Source organism: Actinophytocola sp. (assembly GCF_035634895.1).
Classification (GTDB): domain Bacteria; phylum Actinomycetota; class Actinomycetes; order Mycobacteriales; family Pseudonocardiaceae; genus Actinophytocola.
Window position 1 is genome coordinate 1 of record NZ_DASQCC010000022.1, and the last position, 18,606, is coordinate 18,606.

Here is an 18,606-nt window from a genome sequence, read left to right on the forward strand (position 1 = left end):
TGCTCCGGCGACAGCTGCGCCGGCATCCGGTCACTCTTGCGTGGACTCACAACATCAGATGTCATCACTCACAGTGCCCATCCCGCCGGACCTTCGGCCCGGCGTGTCGGGCCGAACACACCGATCTTGAAACAGTCCCGGCTGAGCATGCGAAACGGCCCCGGAACGCGGTTCCGGGGCCGTTTCGCCGTTCTGGGGTGACTCCTCCGGCTACTTCTTGGCGCCGGCGCGCTTCTTGTGGTCCCAGGCCTGGAAGCCCGCGCCCTCGGCGTCGGCCTCGGACTTGAACCAGACGTCGGCCTTGGTGCGGGTGAAGTACGGGGACTTCTCGGTGTGGAAGAGCTTCGAGGACTCCTTGCCCTTGACCGTGAAGTCCGTGGAGGGAGCGGAGCCGTCGCCGGCGGGCTTGCCGGAGCCGGGGCCGTAGGGGCCGGCGTTCAGGTCGGCGGTGATGCCCTCGACGTCCAGCGTGCTGATCGCCGGGTCGGAGACCTCGGGCGTGGCCGTGGCGACGGAATCGTTGGCCTCGGCGGGGGCGGATTCCTCGACCGGGATCGGCGCGGCGTCGGCCACGGAGTCCACGGCCAGCGGGGTCTCGGCGACCGGCTCGACGGCAACGGAGTCCGCGACCGGCACGACCTCGTCGACGGCTTCCGCAGGCGGAGCCGGCTCGGCGACGGCCGGTTCCGCGGCCGCGACGGCCGGTTCCGCGGCGGCAGCAGCCGGTTCCGCGGCGGTGGCGGCCTCAGCCGGCTCCGCGGGAGACTCCGTTGGTTCCGGCGCGGGCGCGTCGGAGCCCAGCGTGGGCGCGTCCTTCAGGGGTTCCGCCGGGGCCTCGGCCACGGCCTTCTCGGTCGTGTCTTCGGTGGGCGTCGCTGTGGTTGGCGCATCCGCCACCTCGGCTCTGGGCGTAGTGCCCGCCTCGGTCGCGGCTTGCTCCGGGGCGCTCTTGGCCCCGAAGACCGACTTCAGCTTGCCGACCAGTTGCTGCAACCAACTCACGGCGCCTGCCTCCTCGCGGATGATGACGCGGTAACGATCACCGGTAGGCGAGAACAATAGGACACGTCGAACCACACCTCGTGACCGGCCGTCAAGTTCAAGTCAAGAAGATCATCCGACCGGACGAAAGCCCACCCGTTCGGCGTCTGCGGCGCTGCGGAACCACACCTCGGCCACCGTTCGGCCGAACTGCGGTGACTCCGGTGTGCAGTAACGCAAAGCAGCCACGCTCGCCTTGATTGTGAACTCCGGCGACGGGGACGCGCCACCTGGGAGCGGCATCGCGGAACCCGGCCCGAACGGGCCACGGCCCCCACCGCTCCCCTGCCGCAGGCGGTGCGGGGGCGGCGGGGTCGCCATGCCCTCGTCCTCGGCCGGGACGATCGGCTCGAACAGCGACCTGGCGGCCTCTGGCGGCTCGTCCGTGACGGTCGCCACCGACTCCGCGGCCGACGACGCCTCGACCCCGAAGGGGACCTGGTGCCTCGGCTTGCCCGGCACGCGCTTCGGCAACGCCATCGGGGTCGGCTCCACGCGGACGGACACGGTCTGGCTGATCCGGTTCGGCTGCGGCACCCGCTTCGGCAGGTCGCTCGCGGTGCGGGTGGCCTTCTTCTCCTCCACCGGGACCACGGTCGAGACGACCTCGGTCTGCTCCACCGGTGCCTCCGGCGGGACGACCGGCTGGGAGCTCTCCGGCTCGGTGAACGCCGCGGCGGCCGGTTCCGGCTCGGCGAACCCGTTCCGCTCCGCCTCCGGCTCGGTGACGCCCGGCTCCGACCCGCTGTGCCGCGACAGGGACCGCTCCGACTCCGTGAAACCGGAGACCAGCTCGGGCTCGGTGAAACCCGGCTCCGTGAACGTGGGAGTGGACCGCTCGGGCTCGCTGAACGCGGCCGGTGCCGGCTCGGTGAAGCCCGCCGGCCCCGGCTCGGCGAAGCTCGGCTGCGAGCGCTCCGGCTCGGTGAAGACGGACGGCTCGGGGTAGGTCCCGGACGGGGCGGACGCCTCGGGCTCGGCCGTGCGCTCGAACCCGGGTTCGCCGGGCGGCTCCACCAGGTTGTCGGCGAGGTTGTCGACGTGGGACAGGTCCTGCTGACCTGCCTCGTCGATGCGGCGGATCAGCTCGCCGGGGATCGGGTGCGTGCGCTGGGTGAAAACCGTGCCGCCCGACTCCTCCTCGACGGCCGGGCGCGGCTCGTCGCCGAAGACGTCCTCGAAGATGTCGTCGTCGCCGTCGTCCTGGTGCCCGTCGTACGGCTCCGGGTCCTCGATCAGCTGGTGCCGGTTGCGCGGCACGGCGGCCTGCTCCTCCGGCGCCTGGTTGGCCTCGTCGCCCTCCAACTCGTCGTCGAACCAGCCGCGGTCCGACGGAGGCGGGGACATCGCCGGCACCTCGGGTGGCGCCGCGAGCGAGCCCGACGACACGTCGAGGTACTGGGTCGCCGCCGAGCTGGGCTGCTCGACCGGCGCGGGCTCGCGGCCCTCCTGCGGCACGACCAGCTCGGGCGGCATCGGCGCGAACTCGCGGCTCGGTGACTCCGGGTCGGTGTAGGGCGCGAGGCGGCCGCGCTCCGGTGGCAGTGGTGGCGGCGGCGTGCCCTGCAACCGGTAGGCACGCGTGCGGAAGTCCTCGTCGTCCCCGAGACCGGGGACCATCGAGTCCTCGCGGTCCGGCTCGGGAAGGCGCTCCGGTACCGCCGCACGGCGCGTTCGCGTGGTGAGCTGGGCCTCCAGCTCACCTACGCGGTTGCGGGCCGGACGGGCCACCAGCAACCAGCAAAGCAGCGCTCCGAGCAGGAAGGCCGCTGAACTCCACAACCAGACCTGCCCAAAGATCGGCATCGATCGAACTCCCTCTGGCGCGAACTGCGAAGCAGGGTGGCAACAGGCTACTGCGGCCTGACCAGCCGTGAGCACCGCCCGGCGGTTTTGGCAAGCACCGCGCCTTAACGCGTTCGGGCGACAACGTAGCGTGCGAGCATATCGAGGGCATCCCGTGCTGAGCAGGGCGGGAGCGCCGTGAGCTGGGCCCGCGCCCGATCGGCGTAGTCACCGAGCGTACGTATGGCCTGCTCCAGTCCTGGTGACTTCCGCAACAGGGTGAGTGCCTCGTCGACCTCGTCATCGTCCGTGATCGGACCGGCGAGCAGCTCGGCGAGCCGTGGGTCGGGGTCCTGCGCGAGCGCGTAGTGCATCGGCAGGGTCCTGACGCCCTCCCGCAGGTCCGTGCCCGGGGTCTTGCCGGACTCGTCGGCGGGGGAGGCGATGTCGATGATGTCGTCGGAGATCTGGAACGCCGTGCCGATGAGGTCGCCGAACCGCTGCAGCGCCGTGGTCTGCTCCGGCGTGGCGTGGGAGAACATGCCGCCGTACCGAGCCGAGGTCGCGATCAGGGACCCGGTCTTCTGCCCGATCACGGTGAGGTAGTGCGCGACGGCGTCGTCACCCGGTCCGGGGCCGACGGTCTCGCGCATCTGCCCGGTGACCAGCTCACCCATGGTCTCGGCGATGATCCGCGCGGCCTCGCTGCCCAGCCGTGCCACCAGGCCGGACGCGTGGGCGAAGAGGAAGTCGCCGGTCAGGATGGCGATGGTGTTGTCCCAACGGGCGTTGACGCTGTTGGTGCCGCGCCGCATGGTCGCCTCGTCCATGACGTCGTCGTGGTACAGCGTCGCCAGGTGGACCAGCTCGACGGCCGCCGCGGCGGTGATCACCTCGTCGGTGTTGCCGTCGGCGAACTGCGCGGCCAGCAGGGTGAAGAGGGGGCGAAAACGTTTGCCACCCGCCTTGACCAGGTGGGTCGCCGCCTGGTTCACGAAGTCCACGTCGCTGCGGACGACCTCGCGGAGAACCTCCTCGACCTTGATCAGGCCGCTGGTGATTGCCTCCACGAGCACGGGGTCGGCCTGGTCGAGACCGAGCGACGCCGGTAGCCGCGGCACGGTCTGGTCAGCAGTCACTCGGCATCGCTCCCCACTCAGAACTCCCTGGCTAAAGCCTAATGTCCAGTAGGTTCCGGCACTTCACGAGTGGCGTGTGACGCATCCGACTCGCCCGCCGCCCCGGGTCGTCAGGTGTTCGAGAGGATCCGGTCGGGGACGGCGCCCGTTCGCGTGGGCGGGCGCCGTCGCCACGGATGATCGTCTACTGGACGGCGAAGGTGCCGCCGCCCGCCCAGTCGAGGGCGAAGGCCGGCACGATGCCCAGCAGGAGCGTGATCACCACGCCGAGCGTGATGGCCGCCGTGGTGAAGGCACCCGGCACCGTCACCGACGGGCCGTCCGCCGCGGGCTCACTGAAGTACATCAGCACGATCACCCGCAGGTAGAAGAACGCCGCCACCGCCGACGCGACCAGCGCCACGACCACCAGTGGGGCCATGCCGTTCGACAGCGCCGCCTGGAACACCACGAACTTGCCGATGAAGCCGGACGTCAGCGGTATGCCCGCCAGCGCGAGCAGGAGGAACGTGAACGTCGCCGCCACCAGCGGCGACCGCTTCGCCAGGCCCGCCCACTTGGACAGGTGCGTCGCCTCGCCGTCGGCGTCGCGGACCAGGGAGATGACGCCGAACGCCGCGACCGTCGTGAATCCGTACGCGAGCAGGTAGAACAGCGTCGAGGACACGCCCTGTGGCGTCAGCACGATCGCGCCGATCAGCAGGAAGCCGGCGTGCGCGATCGACGAGTACGCGATCATCCGCTTGATGTCGGTCTGCGTCAGGCCCAGCACCGCGCCGATGACCATCGACACGATCGCCACGCCCCACAGGACGCCGCGCCACTCCCACTGCGTCGTCTCCAGGCCGACCGACAGCACCCGCAGGATGCCGCCGAACGCCGCCACCTTCGTGCACGCCGCCATGAACGCCGTGACGGGCGTCGGCGCGCCCTGGTAGACGTCCGGGGTCCACGCGTGGAACGGGCCGACCGAGCCCTTGAACAGCAGGCCCACGATCAACAGCGCCATGCCGCCGAACAGCAGCGTGTCGGAGCGGTCGGAGCCCGCCGCGGCGTTGGCGATGGCCTCCAGCTTCACCGAGCCGGCGTACCCGTACAGCAGCGCCAGCCCGTACAGGAAGAACGCCGACGCGAACGCGCCGAGCAGGAAGTACTTGACCGCCGCCTCCTGCGACAGCAGCCGGCGCCTGCGCGCCAGGCCGCACATCAGGTACAGCGGCAGGCTCAGCACCTCGAGCGCCACGAACATGGTCAGCAGGTCGTTCGCCGCGCAGAAGGTCATCATGCCGCCCAGCGCGAACAGGGTCAGCGGGAAGACCTCGGTCTGCATCCCGAACCGCGTGGCGTCACGCCGGTGCGGGTGCGCGCCCAGCCGCTGCTCGCGGTCCTGGACGGTGCCCGGCCGGATCGCCGCGGTGGCGACGAACGCGCCGCCCGGCTCGACCGAGCGGTCGGCGATCATCAGCACCGCGCCCAGCGACAGCGCCAGCAGCGTGCCCCACAGGAACAGCGCCGGACGGTCGACCGAGATGGCCCCGGAGAACGTCACCTCACCGGACGCCGGGGCGTCGGTCAGGTAGAACGCCAGCGCGATGCCCGCGCCGACCAGTGCCAGCAGCGTCAGGAACACCTGAGCCGACCAGCGCTGGTGCTTGGGCAGGAACGCCTCGAACAGCACACCGACACACGCCGCGCCGAGGATGATCAGCACGGGCAGGACGGCCGGGTAGTTGATCGGCGCCAGCGTCTCCTTGGCGGGAGGTGCGGCGGCGAGGAAGTCCAGTGCGGACAACTCAGTTGCCTCCGTCTGTGTTACTGCCCGAGATACCGACCGACGACAGTGTCGCGTCGACCGTCGGCGTGATCACGTCGAGCACCGGCTTCGGGTAGATGCCGATGCCGATGACCAGGACCAGCAATGGCGCGAGCACCAGCTTCTCCCGGCCGCTCAGGTCGAGGATCGTCCTGCGCGCGCCGACTTCCGGCGCCACCGCGGTGCCGGGACCGCCTGCGACGTCCACCAGCGCGTTGCCGCGCACCGGGCCGTGGAAGATCCTCTGGTACAGCCACAGGACATACAGCGCGGCGAGGATCATCCCCACCGTCGCGAGGATCGTGAAGACCGGCTCACGCCCGTAGGAGCCGACCAGCACCAGGAACTCCGAGATGAAGGAGTTGGTGCCGGGCAACGAAAGCGTGCCGAGACCGGCCACGAGGAACACCCCGGCCAGCGCGGGCGTGATCTTGGCGAGGCCGCCGTAGTCGGCGATCTGCGTCGAGCCGCCGCGCGCGATCACCATGCCGATCACCAGGATCAGCATGCCGGTCGAGATCGAGTGGTTGACCATGTAGGACACCGAGCCGACCACGGACTGCTGCGAGAACGAGAAGATCCCGATCGCGATGAAGCCGAAGTGGGCGATCGACACGTACGCGATGAAGCGCTTCATGTCCCGCTGCCCGGTCGCCAGCAGGGCGCCGTAGAGGACGCCCGCGACGCCCATGGTCAGCACCAGCGGCGCCAGCTTGACGCTCGCGTCCGGCGTCATCGGCAGCAGGTAGCGCAGGAAGCCGAACGTGCCGACCTTGTCCAGGATGCCGACCAGGATGACCGCGACGCCGATCGGCGCCTCGGCGGCGGCGTCCGGCAGCCAGGTGTGCAGCGGCACCAGCGGCGCCTTCACCGCGAACGCGAGGAAGAAGCCCAGGAAGATCCAGATCTGGTTCTCGAGCGGCGCGTTCGAGACGACCTTCACGAGCGTCGCCCAGTCGAACGTGCCGGTGCCGAGCTGGTCCACGGACAGCGAGTACGCGCCGATCACGGCGGCCAGCATGATCAGGCCACCGAGGAACGAGTACAGGAAGAACTTGACCGCCGCGTACTGCCGCCGGGCCCCGCCGTAGTTCCCGATGAGGAAGTACATCGGGATCAGCATGACCTCGAACAGCACGTAGAACAGGAACACGTCGGTCGCCGCGAACACGCCGACCGTGATGGTCTGCTGCAGCAGGATCAGCGCGAGGTAGCCACCCTGCGACCGGTCGGCCGGCAGCCGCTCGGTCCAGCCCGCGCCGATCACCACCGGGATCAGCAGTGCGATCACCGCGATCATCACGAGTGCGATGCCGTCCACACCGAACGCGATGTGCACGCCGAACGTCGGGATCCAGTCGATCGAGAACGCCTGCTGGAGCCGCGCGCCGTCCGAGTCGTAGGAGGCCCAGGAGATCACCGCCAGGACGAACTCGACGAGCGAGAAGCCGAGCGCGACCTGCTTGGCGAGCTTGTCGTTGGCCCGCAGGAAGGCCACCACGACGGCGCCGGCCAGCGGGATCAGCAGGAGCAGGACCAGAAGGAACGCCCCAGAAGTGGAGGTCATGACGACGCCTCCTGTGTCAGAGCCGCGTGCTTCCCGACCGCACCCAAGGGGAACGGGACGCAAACCGGCCACAAGTACGTGATCGACGGAACCGTCAGATCCCGACGCAACCAACAGTCGAAAATGCGGGGAGGCGAAACTGTCACGCGTACCTCACCGCCAGGAAGGCAATCAGTACCAGGATGGAGCCGGCGAGCATCGACGCCGCGTAGGAGCGGACGAAGCCGGTCTGGAGTCTGCGCAACCGGCCGGAGCTGCCGCCGAAGCCGGCGGCGATGCCGTTCACGAGCCCGTCAACTCCCTTGTTGTCCACGTACACCAGCGCCCGCGTGAGCCAGGTGCCCGGGCGGGCCACCAGCACCTCGTTGAGCGCGTTGCCGTACAGGTCCTTGCGTGCCGCGCGGACCGGGAACGCCACCGGGTCCGGCTTGACCACCGGCACCTCGCGCCTGCCGACGACCAGCCACGCGATCAGCACGCCGAGGACCATGAGCCCGATCGTGAGGATCGGCATGAGGCCCTCGGGGATCGTGTGGTGCTCGCTCTCCTGGAGCTTGCCGAGCGTCGGGGACAGCCAGTCGACCAGCCGGTCGCCGAGCGCGAAGAACGCGCCGGCGCCGAGCGAGCCGATCGCCAGGATCGCCATCGGCAGCCACATCACCGGGCCGGCCTCGTGCGGGTGGTAGTCCCTGCCGTCCTCCGACTTCAGCTCCTTCCAGCGCTGCTTGCCGAAGAACGTCATGAACATCAGGCGGGTCATGTAGAACGCGGTCAGCGCGACACCCAGCAGCGCGGCGCCGCCGAAGATCCAGCCCCGCCAGCCCTCCTGGCCGAACGCGGCCTCGATGATCGCGTCCTTGGAGAAGTAGCCGGACAGGAACGGGAAGCCGATCAGCGCGAGGTAGCCGATGCCGAAGGTCGCGAACGTGATCGGCATGACGCGAGCGAGCCCGCCGTAGCGGCGCATGTCGACATCGTCGTTCATGGCGTGCATGACCGACCCGGCGCCGAGGAACAGGCCGGCCTTGAAGAAGCCGTGCGTGAGCAGGTGCATGATGCCGAGCGCGAACCCGAACGGGCCGAGGCCGACGGCCAGCATCATGTAGCCGATCTGGCTGACCGTCGAGTACGCGAGGACCTTCTTGATGTCGTCGTACGCGCAGCCGATGATCGACCCGACCAGCAGGGTGACCGTGCCGACGATCATCACGACCAGCCTGCCGTCCGCGGACAGCTGGTAGATCGGGTTGGCGCGGGCGATCAGGTACACGCCCGCGGTCACCATCGTCGCCGCGTGGATCAGGGCCGAGACCGGGGTCGGGCCCTCCATCGCGTCGGGCAACCACGCCTGGAGCGGGACCTGGCCGGACTTACCGCAGGCGCCGAGCAGGAGCAGGATCGTGAGCGCGGTGATCGTGGCGGGCGACAGCTTGTCCAGGTTCGCGAACACCTCGGTGAACTGCGTGGTGCCCAGCTGGCTGAACAGGATGAAGATCGCCAGTGCCAGGCCGACGTCGCCGACCCGGTTCATCAGGAACGCCTTCTTGGCCGCGGTCGCCGCGGACGGGCGGTTGGTGTACCAGCCGATCAGCAGGTAGGAGGCGAGGCCCACGCCCTCCCAGCCGAGGTACAGCGTCACGAAGCTGTTGCCCAGCACCAGGATCAGCATCGCGGCGACGAACAGGTTGAAGTACCCGAAGAAGCGCCGCCGGTCGGGGTCGTCGGCCATGTAGCCGATCGAGTAGATGTGGATCAGCGAGCCGACACCGGTGATCAGCAGCACGAAGCTGATGGACAGCGGGTCGATGCGCATGCCGAACTCGACCTGGAGGTCGCCGACCGGGATCCAGTCGAAAACGTGCAGGTTCTGTATCCGCTGCGACTCCGCCAACCCGGTGGAGGAGAAGAAGAGGATCACGCCGTACACGAAGGACGCGACGACGGTCGCGCAGCCGAGCAGGTGGCCCCAGGCGTTCGAGGCCTTGCCGCCCAGCAGCAGGACGGCCGCGCCGATCAGCGGGAACGCGATCAGCAGCCAGGCGCCGCCGGCAGCGCCGCTGGCGTCATGGACCTTCTGGGCCTCAGCCAGCAGGAATGTAGACGACACGGATTACCCCTCAGTACTTCAGCAGGTTGGCGTCGTCCACGGAGGCCGACCGGCGGGTACGGAAGATCGACATGATGATCGCGAGCCCGACGACCACCTCGGCCGCGGCCACCACCATTACGAAGAAGGCCATGATCTGGCCGTCCAGCGAGCCGTTGATCCGCGCGAACGTGACCAGCGACAGGTTCACCGCGTTCAGCATCAGCTCGATGCACATGAACACGACGATCGCGTTGCGCCGGACCAGCACCCCGACCGCGCCGATGGTGAACAGCAGAGCCGACAGCAGCAGATAGACGGTTGGGGTCATTTCGAGTCCCCTTCCCGGGTCGGGTTCAAGGCACGGGCCTCCGCGGCGGGTGCGGTACCCGCGACCGCCTTGCGGTCCTCGTCGAACCGCTCCGCGGCGGCCGACTCGATGAGCTTGGACAGCGACTCCGGCGCGATCGAGCCGTCCGGCAGGAGCGCGGGCGTGGCGACCGAGGTCGACGTCGCGAAGACGCCGGGGCCGGGCAGCGGCGACGGGCGGTCGTGCTCGCCGCGGAAGCGGGCCTCGACCAGTTCCTTCTGCGTCTTGCGGCCGCGGGTGTGCCGGTCGACGTAGCCGAGGACCATGGCGCCGACGGCCGCGGTGATCAGCAGCGCCGAGGTGAGCTCGAACGGGAACAGCCAGTCGGTGAAGATCGACCGGCCGATGTTCTCGACGTTGCCCGGGCCGCCGTTGGCCTCGTCGCCCTGCAGGCCCACCGGGGTGACCGAGGTGAGCGAGCGGGCGACCGCGGTGACCACCAGCACGGCGAGGCCGATGCCCAGGACCGTGGCGTACAGCCGCTGTCCGCGAAGGACCTCCACCACCGAGTCGGAGGAGTCCCGGCCGACCAGCATCAGCACGAACAGGAACAGCATCATGATCGCGCCGGTGTAGACGATGATCTGCACGAAGCCGAGGAACGGCGCCTGCTGGACCATGTACAGCACCCCGAGCGAGAGCATCGCCAGCACCAGGAACAGCGCCGAGTGCACCGCGTTGCGCGCGAAGATCATGCCGAGCCCGCCGAGCAGCGCCAGCGGGCCCAGCACCCAGAACGAGACCGCCTCGCCCGTGGACATCTGGTTCTGCACGCCCTGTGCGAGCACGAGAAGGGAATGGGTGTGCATCACTTCACCGCCTCGGTCGAGGGGTCGGGGTAGCCCCACTTACGCGCGAGCTGGGGCCCGTCGACGTAGTAGTCCTTCTCGTCGTCGCCGAGGCGCATGGGATGCGGCGGCAGCTCCATGCCCTTGAGCAGCGGCGCCATCAGCTCTTCCTTGGTCCAGATCAGGTCCTGGCGGTTGTCGTTGGCCAGCTCGTACTCGTTGATCATCGTCAACGAGCGGGTCGGGCAGGCCTCGATGCACAGGCCGCAGCCGATGCACCGCAGGTAGTTGATCTGGTAGTCCTTGCCGTAGCGCTCACCCGGGGAGTACCGCTCCTCCTCGGTGTTGTCGCCACCCTCGACGAAGATCGCGTCGGCGGGGCAGGCCCACGCGCACAGCTCGCACCCGACGCACTTCTCCAGCCCGTCCGGGTGCCGGTTGAGCTGGTGGCGGCCGTGGTAGCGCGGCGCGGCAGGCGCCCCGGCCTCGGGGTACTCCTCGGTGACGACCTTCTTGAACATCGTCGAGAAGGTGACACCGAAGCCCTTGAACGGATCAAGCATTCCCATCGGTGGACTCCTTCTCAGTGCCGGACTCGGCGTTCGCCCCGCTTCCGACGGCCGCGCGCTGGCGGCGACGCTCCCGGCCACGGCGGACGGCCTTGCGCTTCGGCGCCTCGGGGATCTCCAGGTCCAGCGGCGGCACCGGGTAGCCGCTGCCGGTGACCGGCACCAGGTCCTCGTCATCGTCGATCTTGCGGTCCGGCAGCAGCAGGGACGCCAGCACGATGATGATGAGGACGGCGAGGGCCAGGGCCACCCACATGCCGACCGATCCCTGGCCCTGGTTGCGCACCGTGCGGACGCCGGTGACCAGCACGATCCAGACCAGGTTGGCCGGCACCAGGAACTTCCAGCCGATCTTCATGAACTGGTCGTAGCGGAACCGCGGCAGCGTGGCGCGGACCCAGATGAAGCAGAACAGCAGCACGAAGGTCTTGGCGAAGAACCAGAGCGCGGGCCACCAGCCCGTGTTGAAGTAGTTGTCGTCGATCAGCGAGATCGGCCACGGGGCCATGTACCCGCCGAGGAACAGCGTGGTGGCGAACGCCGAGACGATCACCATGTTGACGTACTCGGCCAGGAAGAACAGCGCGAACTTCATCGAGCTGTACTCGGTGTGGAAGCCGCCGACCAGCTCGGACTCGGCCTCGGGGAGGTCGAACGGCGCGCGGTTGGTCTCGCCGACCATCGAGACGAGGTAGATCAGGAAGCTCGGGACCAGCAGGTAGAAGTACCAGCCGCCCTGCTGCGCGTCGACGATGTGGCCGGTGGACAGCGACCCCGTGTACAGCACGACCGCGACGATCGACAGGCCCATCGCGATCTCGTAGGAGATCACCTGCGCGGCCGAGCGGAGCCCGCCGAGCAGCGGATACGGCGACCCGGACGACCAGCCGGCGAGCACGATGCCGTACACGCCGACCGAGGAGCAGGCCAGCACCACGAGCACGCCGACCGGCAGGTCGACCAGCTGCAGGACCGTCTCCTCGCCGAAGATCGACACCTTCGGCCCGACCGGCATCACCGAGAACGCGAGCAGCGCCGGGATGGTCGCGATGACCGGGGCCAGGAAGTAGACCTTGCGGTCCGCGCCATCGGGGATGATCTGCTCCTTGAACGGGAGCTTGATCGCGTCCGCGAGGGACTGGAGCAGGCCGAACGGGCCGACCCGGTTGGGGCCGGGCCGTTGCTGCATCCGGCCGATGATCTTCCGTTCGCCCACGATCAGGCCGATCGTCATGACCGGCCCGATCAGCAGCACGACCACGACCTTGATCAGGATCAGCCAGACCGGGTCGTCGGCCAGGAGCGCCGCCCTATCCATCACTCGCCACCTGTCTGCTGGGTCGCTGCGCTCATCCGCGAGCCGCCTCCTTCGCTCCCTCGCTCCGCTCCCGTACTACCGGTGAGCAGGTTTTCGGCGGTCACGGTGACGACGTCCCCGTGACCGGCCCTGAGCACGCGGCGAACCTTCGACGCACCCGAGTTGCCCGGCAGCCACACGACCCCGTCCGGCAGGTCCGCGTACTCGACCGGCAGTGTGACCGAGCCGTGCTCGGTCTTGACGGTCGCGGTGCCGTTGACGCCGTGGCGGGCCGCGGTGTCGGGGTTCAGCCGGACCACGGCGGGCCGCTGGGTACCGGCCAGGTGCGGCTCGTCGGACTGCAGCGTGCCGTTGTCCAGCAGCTGCCGCCAGGTCGCGAGGAGCACCTCGCCCTCGCCGAGGGTCGGCGCGGGCGGGACGGGCGTGGCCGGCAGTGCCGCCTTGCGCAGCACCGCGGGCAGCTTGGCCAGGTCGCTGGCGGCGGCCTTCGGGGTCTGGGTGAACAGGTCGACGTCCATCTCGACGCCGAGCGTGTCCAGGACCCGGCAGTCCGGCAGCGCGCCCGTGTTCTCCAGCGTGGCGCCGAACTCGCGGCGGCGGCCCTCCCAGTTGAGGAAGGTGCCGGCCTTCTCGACGGCCGGCGCGACCGGCAGGACCACGTCGGCGAACTCGGTGACCGCGCTCGCCCGCAGCTCCAGGCTGACCACGAAGCCCGCCTTGCGCAGCGCCTCCTCGGCCAGTGCCGGGTCGGGCAGGTCGTCGATCTCGACGCCGCCGACCAGGAGCCCGTCGAGCAGGCCCTTGGCCGTCGCCTCGAGGATGCCGCTCGTGTCCCGGCCCGGCAGCCACGGCAGCGCGCCGGACGCGAGGCCCCAGGCCTGCTCGACCTCGGCGCGGGCGTCCGCGTCGGTGACCAGCCTGCCGCCGGGCAGCAGCGTCGGGGTGGCGCCGGCCTCCAGCGCGCCCCGCTCGCCGGCGCGGCGCGGGATCCAGGCGAGGTGCGCGCCGGTGACCTCGGCCAGCTTGACCAGCTCGGTCAGCAGGCCGGGGATCCGGGCGGCCCGCTCGCCGACCAGGATCACCGCGCCGGGCTTGGAAAGCCCGTCGGCGACGTCCGGCGCGTGCGTGACCAGACCCTCGACCGCGGCGGTCTCGCCGCCGGGCGGGCAGGCGAGCAGCGTGCCGATGGAACCCTTGTCCACACTGAACGGCCGGATCGTCTTCTCGACCCCCGGCGACGTCCACTGTCCGATGTGGAAGATCTGGGCGCGGTGCTTGCGGGCCGCCTTGCGCAGCCGCAGGAACACGACCGGCGCCTCCTCCTCCGGCTCGAACGCCACGCACAGCACGGCTGGCGCGGCCTCGATGCCCGCGAAGGTGACCCCGTCGGCCGGCGTGGTGCCGACCACCCGCGAGGCGAGGAAGTCCAGCTCCTCCGCCGAGTGCGGGCGGGCCCGGAAGTCGATGTCGTTGGTCCGCAGCGCGACCCGGGCGAACTTGGCGTACGCGTAGGCGTCCTCGACGGTCAGCCGGCCGCCGGTCAGGACGCCGACGCCCTTGCCGTCGCGGGCCTTCGTGAGGCCCTCGGTCGCGATCCGCAGAGCGTCGGTCCACGAGGCCGGGACCAGCTCGCCGGTCTGCTCGTCGCGGACCATCGGCCGGGTGATCCGGTCGCCGGCCGTCACGTACCGGAACGCGAAGCGGCCCTTGTCACAGATCCACTCCTCGTTGACCTCCGGGTCCTCGGCGGCGAGCTTGCGCATCACCTTGCCGCGCCGGAAGTCCGTCCGCTCCGCGCAACCCGAGCTGCAGTGCTCGCAGACGCTCGGCGTCGACACCAGGTCGAACGGGCGCGACCGGAACCGGTACGCGGCGCTGGTCAGCGCGCCCACCGGGCAGATCTGGATGGTGTTGCCCGAGAAGTACGACTGGAACGGCTTGTTCTCCGCGATGCCGATCTGCTGGTGCGCGCCGCGCTCCAGCAGCTCGATGAACGGGTCGCCCGCGATCTGGTCGGAGAACCGGGTGCAGCGCTGGCAGAGCACGCACCGCTCGCGGTCCAGCAGCACCTGCGTGGACACCGGGATCGGCTTGGGGAACGTCCGCTTGGCCTCGACGAACCGGGAGTCCGTGCGGCCGTGCGCCAGCGCCTGGTTCTGCAGCGGGCACTCGCCGCCCTTGTCGCAGATCGGACAGTCCAGCGGGTGGTTGATGAGCAGCAGCTCCATCACGCCCTGCTGGGCCTTGTCCGCGACCGGCGAGGTCACCTGCGTCTTGACCACCATGCCGTCGGCGACGGTGATCGTGCAGGAGGCCTGCGGCTTCGGCATCGGGCGGCCACCCATCTCGACCTCGACGAGGCACTGGCGGCAGGCGCCGGCCGGGTCGAGCAGCGGGTGGTCGCAGAACCGCGGGATCACGGTGCCGAGGCGCTCGGCCGTGCGGATGAGCAGCTCACCCTTCGGCGCGATGACCTCGACGCCGTCGATGGTCAGCCGGACGTGCCCCTCGGGTACGGGGGCAGCCTCAGGCTTTTCTTCAATCGCAGTCATTTACTGGGCTCCCGCAAGCGCAGGGGTGGACTTGTTCTGGTCGCACAGCGCGAGGAACTCGTCCCGGAAGTACTTGATGCCGCTCTGGATCGGACTGACCGCGCCGTCGCCCAGGGCGCAGAACGAGCGGCCCAGGATGTTGTCGCAGACGTCGAGCAGCGTCTCGATGTCGGACTCGGTGCCCCTGCCGTCGACCATCCGCTCGAGGATGCCGACGAGCCAGTAGGTGCCCTCGCGGCACGGCGTGCACTTGCCGCAGGACTCGTGCTCGTAGAACTGCGTCCACTTCATCACGGCCCACGGCACGGACACGGTCTCGTTGAACACCATCACCGCGGTGGTGCCGAGGATCGAGCCGGCCTCGACGGCGCCCTCGAAGTCCAGCGGCACGTCCAGGTGCTCGGCGGTGAACATCGGCGTGGAGGACCCGCCAGGAGTCCAGAACTTCAGCGGGACGCCGTCCTTCATGCCGCCCGCCAGCTCCAGCAGCTGGCGGAGCGTGGTGCCGAGCGGCGCCTCGTACTGGCCGGGCTTCTCGACGTGGCCGGAGATCGAGTAGATCTTCGGGCCGGGCGAGCGCTCGGAGCCCATGGTGCGGAACCAGTCCGCGCCGCCGTTGACGATGAACGGCACGGACGCGATGGTCTCGACGTTGTTGACCGTGGTCGGCGCGGCGTAGAGGCCCGCCGCCGCCGGGAACGGCGGCTTGAGGCGGGGCTGGCCGCGGCGGCCCTCGAGCGAGTCGAGGAGCGCGGTCTCCTCACCACAGATGTACGCGCCGGCACCGGCGTGGACCGTGATCTCCAGGTCGAAGCCGGTGCCGAGGATGTCCGCGCCGACGTAGCCGGCGGCCCTGGCCTCGCGGATCGCGCCGTTGAGGCGGCGGATGCAGTGCGGGACCTCGCCACGCACGTAGATGAAGGCGTGGTGCGACCGCATCGCGTACGCGGCGATGACCACGCCCTCGATCAGCGAGTGCGGGTCCGCCATCATCAGCGGGATGTCCTTGCAGGTGCCCGGCTCGCCCTCGTCGGCGTTGATGACGAGGTAGTGCGGCCGGTCCTCGTTGGGCGGCATGAACGACCACTTCACGCCGGCCGGGAAGCCCGCGCCGCCGCGGCCGCGCAGGCCGGAGTCCTTGACCAGCTGGACGAGCTGCTCCGGCGTGCCGGCCAGCGCCTTGCGCAGTGCCGTGTAGCCCTCGAGCTGCTCGTAGGTGTCCAGGCGCCAGGAGTTCGGGGACAGCCAGCGCTTCGTGAGCACCGGTGTCACCGGGTCGGGCCGTGGTGTCTCAGTCGTCGTCACTTCTTCTCGACCTCCGGAAGCTCCGGCGCCTTCTCCGGCATGGCCGGGGCGGTCCAGCCGCGGTCCGCGGCCAGCTGCGCGCCCCGCAGGGTCTCCACCGCGGCGGACGGGCCATCGACGCGCGCGCGGAAGTCGGCCTCCTCCTCCGGGTAGAAGCCGGCCAGTTCCAGCTCGACCGTGCGCAGGTCGGTGAGCGGGGCGCCACGCGTCGGCGCGGGCTTCTCGCCCCGCCGCAGCGCGTCGACCAGCTCGACCGCCGACTCGGGCGTCTGGTTGTCGTAGAACTCGTAGTTGACCTGCAGCACCGGGCCGAGGTCGCAGGCCGCGAGGCATTCGGCGTGCTCGAGGGTGATCGAGCCCGGCTCGCCCGGCGTGCCGGACGTGTCCTCGTGCTTGAGCGGGGTGCCGTCGGTGCTCAGGTGCTCGGCGAGGCGCTGGTAGATCGTGTCGCCACCGAGCACCGCGCACAGCGTGTTGGTGCAGACGCTCACCAGGTGCTCGCCGCACGGCTTGCGCTTGTACATCGTGTAGAACGTGGCGACCGCGCTGACCTCGGCGGTGGACAGGCTCAGCTGGTTGGCGCAGAACTGGATCCCGGCCTGGCTGACGTAGCCCTCGACCGACTGCACCAGGTGGAGCATCGGCAGCAACGCCGACCGGGACTCCGGGTAGGTGGCGATCTGCTCGGCCGCCCTTGCGACGACGTCCGGTCCGAACACCGACAGGTCCGCCACGGCCGGCTCGACCAGTGCCCTGGTCCGCTCGGCGCTGATCGCCGACGTCACGATCACGTCCGTGTCGGGGCCCGCGGCGGCGTGGGTCCGCCCCGCGCCGACGCCGGAACCGCCGTAAGTGGAACCGGTGGAGAGTGGCTCGTTGCTCACCGGTCAACCCCTCCCATCACCGGGTCGATCGACGCGATGGCCGCGATGACGTCGGCGACCAGGCCGCCCTCGGACATCGCCGGCATCGACTGCAGGTTCACAAAGCTGGGTTCGCGGACGTGGACCCGCATCGGCCGGGTGCCGCCGTCGGACACCAGGTGGTAGCCCAGCTCGCCGCGCGGCGACTCGATCGGCACGTACACCTGGCCTGCCGGCACGGCGAAGCCCTCGGTCACCAGCTTGAAGTGGTGGATCAGGGCCTCCATCGACTGGCCCATGATCTTCCGCACGTGCTCGAGGGAGTTGCCCATGCCGTCGGCGCCGATGGACAGCTTCGCCGGCCAGGCGACCTTCCCGTCCTCGACCATCACCGGGCCGGGCTCGAGCTTCTTGAGCGCCTGGTTGATGATCCGCAGCGACTGGTGCATCTCCTCGACACGCAGCAGGTACCGCGCGTAGGAGTCGGCCGCGTTGGAGGTCGGCACCTCGAACGTGTAGTCCTCGTAGCCGAGGTACGGCTCGTGCTTGCGCAGGTCCCACGGCAGGCCGGCCGACCGCAGGATCGGGCCGGTGACGCCGAGCGCGAGGCACGCGTCGACGGGCAGGTAGCCGATGCCCTTGAGGCGGTTCTTCCAGATCGGCTGGCCGGTCAGCAGCTTGTCGTACTGCGGGAGCCGCTCGTTCATGGTCTTGATGAACTCACGGACCTTGACCTCGTAGCCCTCCGGCAGGTCCTGCGCGACGCCGCCGGGGCGGATGAACGCGTGGTTCATGCGCAGGCCGGTCAGGAACTCCAGCAGGTGCAGGCACTCCTCGCGCTCGCGGAAGCCCGCGGTCATGGCGGTCATCGCGCCGAGCTCCATGCCGCCGGTCGCGAGCGCGACCAGGTGCGAGGAGATCCGGTTGATCTCCAGGAGCAGTACCCGGATGACCTGCGCGCGGGTCGGCGCCTCGATGCCGAGGAGCTTCTCGACCGCGAGGCAGTAGGCCGCCTCGTTGGACAGCGGCGCGAGGTAGTCCATGCGCGTCACGAACGTGACGCCCTGGGTCCAGGTCCGGTACTCGCAGTTCTTCTCGATGCCGGTGTGCAGGTATCCGATGACCGACCGGGCCTGCGTGACCGTCTCGCCCTCGAGCTCGAGGACCAGGCGCAGCACGCCGTGCGTGGACGGGTGCTGCGGACCCATGTTGATGATGATGCGCTCGTCGGAGATGGCGTCCTCGAGCGCGGAGTCCCAGTCGCCGCCGGTGACGTTGTAGATCCGGCCCTCGGTGGTCTCCCGCTCGTGGGCGTACGCGCCGCCTGCGTCCGTGGCGTCCGCGGCGGTGCCGGTGGTGACGTCGCTGAGGTTGTCGGTCATGCCGCGGCCTCCTTCGCTTCGCGAGCTC

The 18,606-nt window shown here is 69.9% G+C and carries 14 protein-coding genes; all 14 read right to left on the reverse strand.

Annotated elements, in window-relative coordinates; genetic code table 11:
• Nucleotides 1-210: 210 nt before the first annotated feature.
• Nucleotides 211-1,002, reverse strand: coding sequence for a hypothetical protein (locus VET29_RS03375; protein ID WP_324914467.1), 792 nt, complete (start codon nucleotides 1,000-1,002; stop codon nucleotides 211-213).
• Between the two features lie 111 nt (nucleotides 1,003-1,113).
• On the reverse strand, nucleotides 1,114-2,847 hold the full coding sequence (locus VET29_RS03380) for a hypothetical protein (protein WP_324914468.1): 1,734 nt from the start codon (nucleotides 2,845-2,847) through the stop codon (nucleotides 1,114-1,116).
• A gap of 104 nt (nucleotides 2,848-2,951) precedes the next feature.
• Entirely contained in the window at nucleotides 2,952-3,965 is a 1,014-nt protein-coding gene (locus VET29_RS03385) for a polyprenyl synthetase family protein (protein WP_324914471.1), read from the reverse strand.
• A gap of 184 nt (nucleotides 3,966-4,149) precedes the next feature.
• A complete protein-coding gene (gene nuoN, locus VET29_RS03390; protein ID WP_324914618.1) occupies nucleotides 4,150-5,748 on the reverse strand; it encodes an NADH-quinone oxidoreductase subunit NuoN in 1,599 nt (532 codons plus the stop codon).
• Between the two features lie 10 nt (nucleotides 5,749-5,758).
• Nucleotides 5,759-7,345, reverse strand: coding sequence for an NADH-quinone oxidoreductase subunit M (locus VET29_RS03395; RefSeq protein ID WP_324914475.1), 1,587 nt, complete (start codon nucleotides 7,343-7,345; stop codon nucleotides 5,759-5,761).
• Nucleotides 7,346-7,487: 142 nt separating this feature from the next.
• Nucleotides 7,488-9,434 (reverse strand): NADH-quinone oxidoreductase subunit L, encoded by a 1,947-nt coding sequence (gene nuoL, locus VET29_RS03400; RefSeq protein ID WP_324914619.1) that lies wholly within the window; start codon nucleotides 9,432-9,434, stop codon nucleotides 7,488-7,490.
• 28 nt (nucleotides 9,435-9,462) lie between these two features.
• On the reverse strand, nucleotides 9,463-9,762 hold the full coding sequence (nuoK, locus tag VET29_RS03405) for an NADH-quinone oxidoreductase subunit NuoK (protein WP_075127779.1): 300 nt from the start codon (nucleotides 9,760-9,762) through the stop codon (nucleotides 9,463-9,465).
• On the reverse strand, nucleotides 9,759-10,610 hold the full coding sequence (locus VET29_RS03410) for an NADH-quinone oxidoreductase subunit J (RefSeq protein WP_324914482.1): 852 nt from the start codon (nucleotides 10,608-10,610) through the stop codon (nucleotides 9,759-9,761). Before VET29_RS03410 ends, nuoK begins: the two co-directional genes overlap by 4 nt.
• A complete protein-coding gene (gene nuoI / locus VET29_RS03415) occupies nucleotides 10,610-11,158 on the reverse strand; it encodes an NADH-quinone oxidoreductase subunit NuoI (protein WP_324914486.1) in 549 nt (182 codons plus the stop codon). The genes VET29_RS03410 and nuoI overlap by 1 nt, the downstream gene beginning before the upstream one ends.
• Nucleotides 11,145-12,476 (reverse strand): NADH-quinone oxidoreductase subunit NuoH, encoded by a 1,332-nt coding sequence (gene nuoH, locus VET29_RS03420; protein ID WP_324914490.1) that lies wholly within the window; start codon nucleotides 12,474-12,476, stop codon nucleotides 11,145-11,147. The genes nuoI and nuoH overlap by 14 nt, the downstream gene beginning before the upstream one ends.
• Nucleotides 12,476-15,028 carry an NADH-quinone oxidoreductase subunit G gene (locus VET29_RS03425; protein WP_324914495.1) on the reverse strand — a complete coding sequence of 851 codons (2,553 nt, stop codon included), beginning with the start codon at nucleotides 15,026-15,028 and terminating at the stop codon, nucleotides 12,476-12,478. Before VET29_RS03425 ends, nuoH begins: the two co-directional genes overlap by 1 nt.
• Entirely contained in the window at nucleotides 15,029-16,333 is a 1,305-nt protein-coding gene (nuoF, locus tag VET29_RS03430; RefSeq protein WP_324914499.1) for an NADH-quinone oxidoreductase subunit NuoF, read from the reverse strand.
• Nucleotides 16,330-17,217: an NADH-quinone oxidoreductase subunit NuoE gene (gene nuoE, locus VET29_RS03435; protein ID WP_324914503.1), complete on the reverse strand. Its 888-nt coding sequence runs from the start codon at nucleotides 17,215-17,217 to the stop codon at nucleotides 16,330-16,332. Before nuoE ends, nuoF begins: the two co-directional genes overlap by 4 nt.
• Nucleotides 17,214-18,578, reverse strand: coding sequence for an NADH-quinone oxidoreductase subunit D (locus VET29_RS03440; protein WP_324914506.1), 1,365 nt, complete (start codon nucleotides 18,576-18,578; stop codon nucleotides 17,214-17,216). The genes nuoE and VET29_RS03440 overlap by 4 nt, the downstream gene beginning before the upstream one ends.
• Nucleotides 18,579-18,606 lie beyond the last annotated feature (28 nt).

What these genes read in the sequence shown, in the direction of transcription:
- nuoI (WP_324914486.1), bottom strand. Translation starts at nt 11,158, where the DNA reads ATGGGAATGCTTGATCCGTTCAAGGGCTTCGGTGTCACCTTCTCGACG.
- nuoH (WP_324914490.1), bottom strand. Translation starts at nt 12,476, where the DNA reads ATGGATAGGGCGGCGCTCCTGGCCGACGACCCGGTCTGGCTGATCCTG.
- VET29_RS03395 (WP_324914475.1), bottom strand. Translation starts at nt 7,345, where the DNA reads ATGACCTCCACTTCTGGGGCGTTCCTTCTGGTCCTGCTCCTGCTGATC.
- VET29_RS03440 (WP_324914506.1), bottom strand. Translation starts at nt 18,578, where the DNA reads ATGACCGACAACCTCAGCGACGTCACCACCGGCACCGCCGCGGACGCC.
- VET29_RS03425 (WP_324914495.1), bottom strand. Translation starts at nt 15,028, where the DNA reads ATGACTGCGATTGAAGAAAAGCCTGAGGCTGCCCCCGTACCCGAGGGG.
- nuoK (WP_075127779.1), bottom strand. Translation starts at nt 9,762, where the DNA reads ATGACCCCAACCGTCTATCTGCTGCTGTCGGCTCTGCTGTTCACCATC.
- VET29_RS03410 (WP_324914482.1), bottom strand. Translation starts at nt 10,610, where the DNA reads ATGCACACCCATTCCCTTCTCGTGCTCGCACAGGGCGTGCAGAACCAG.
- VET29_RS03380 (WP_324914468.1), bottom strand. Translation starts at nt 2,847, where the DNA reads ATGCCGATCTTTGGGCAGGTCTGGTTGTGGAGTTCAGCGGCCTTCCTG.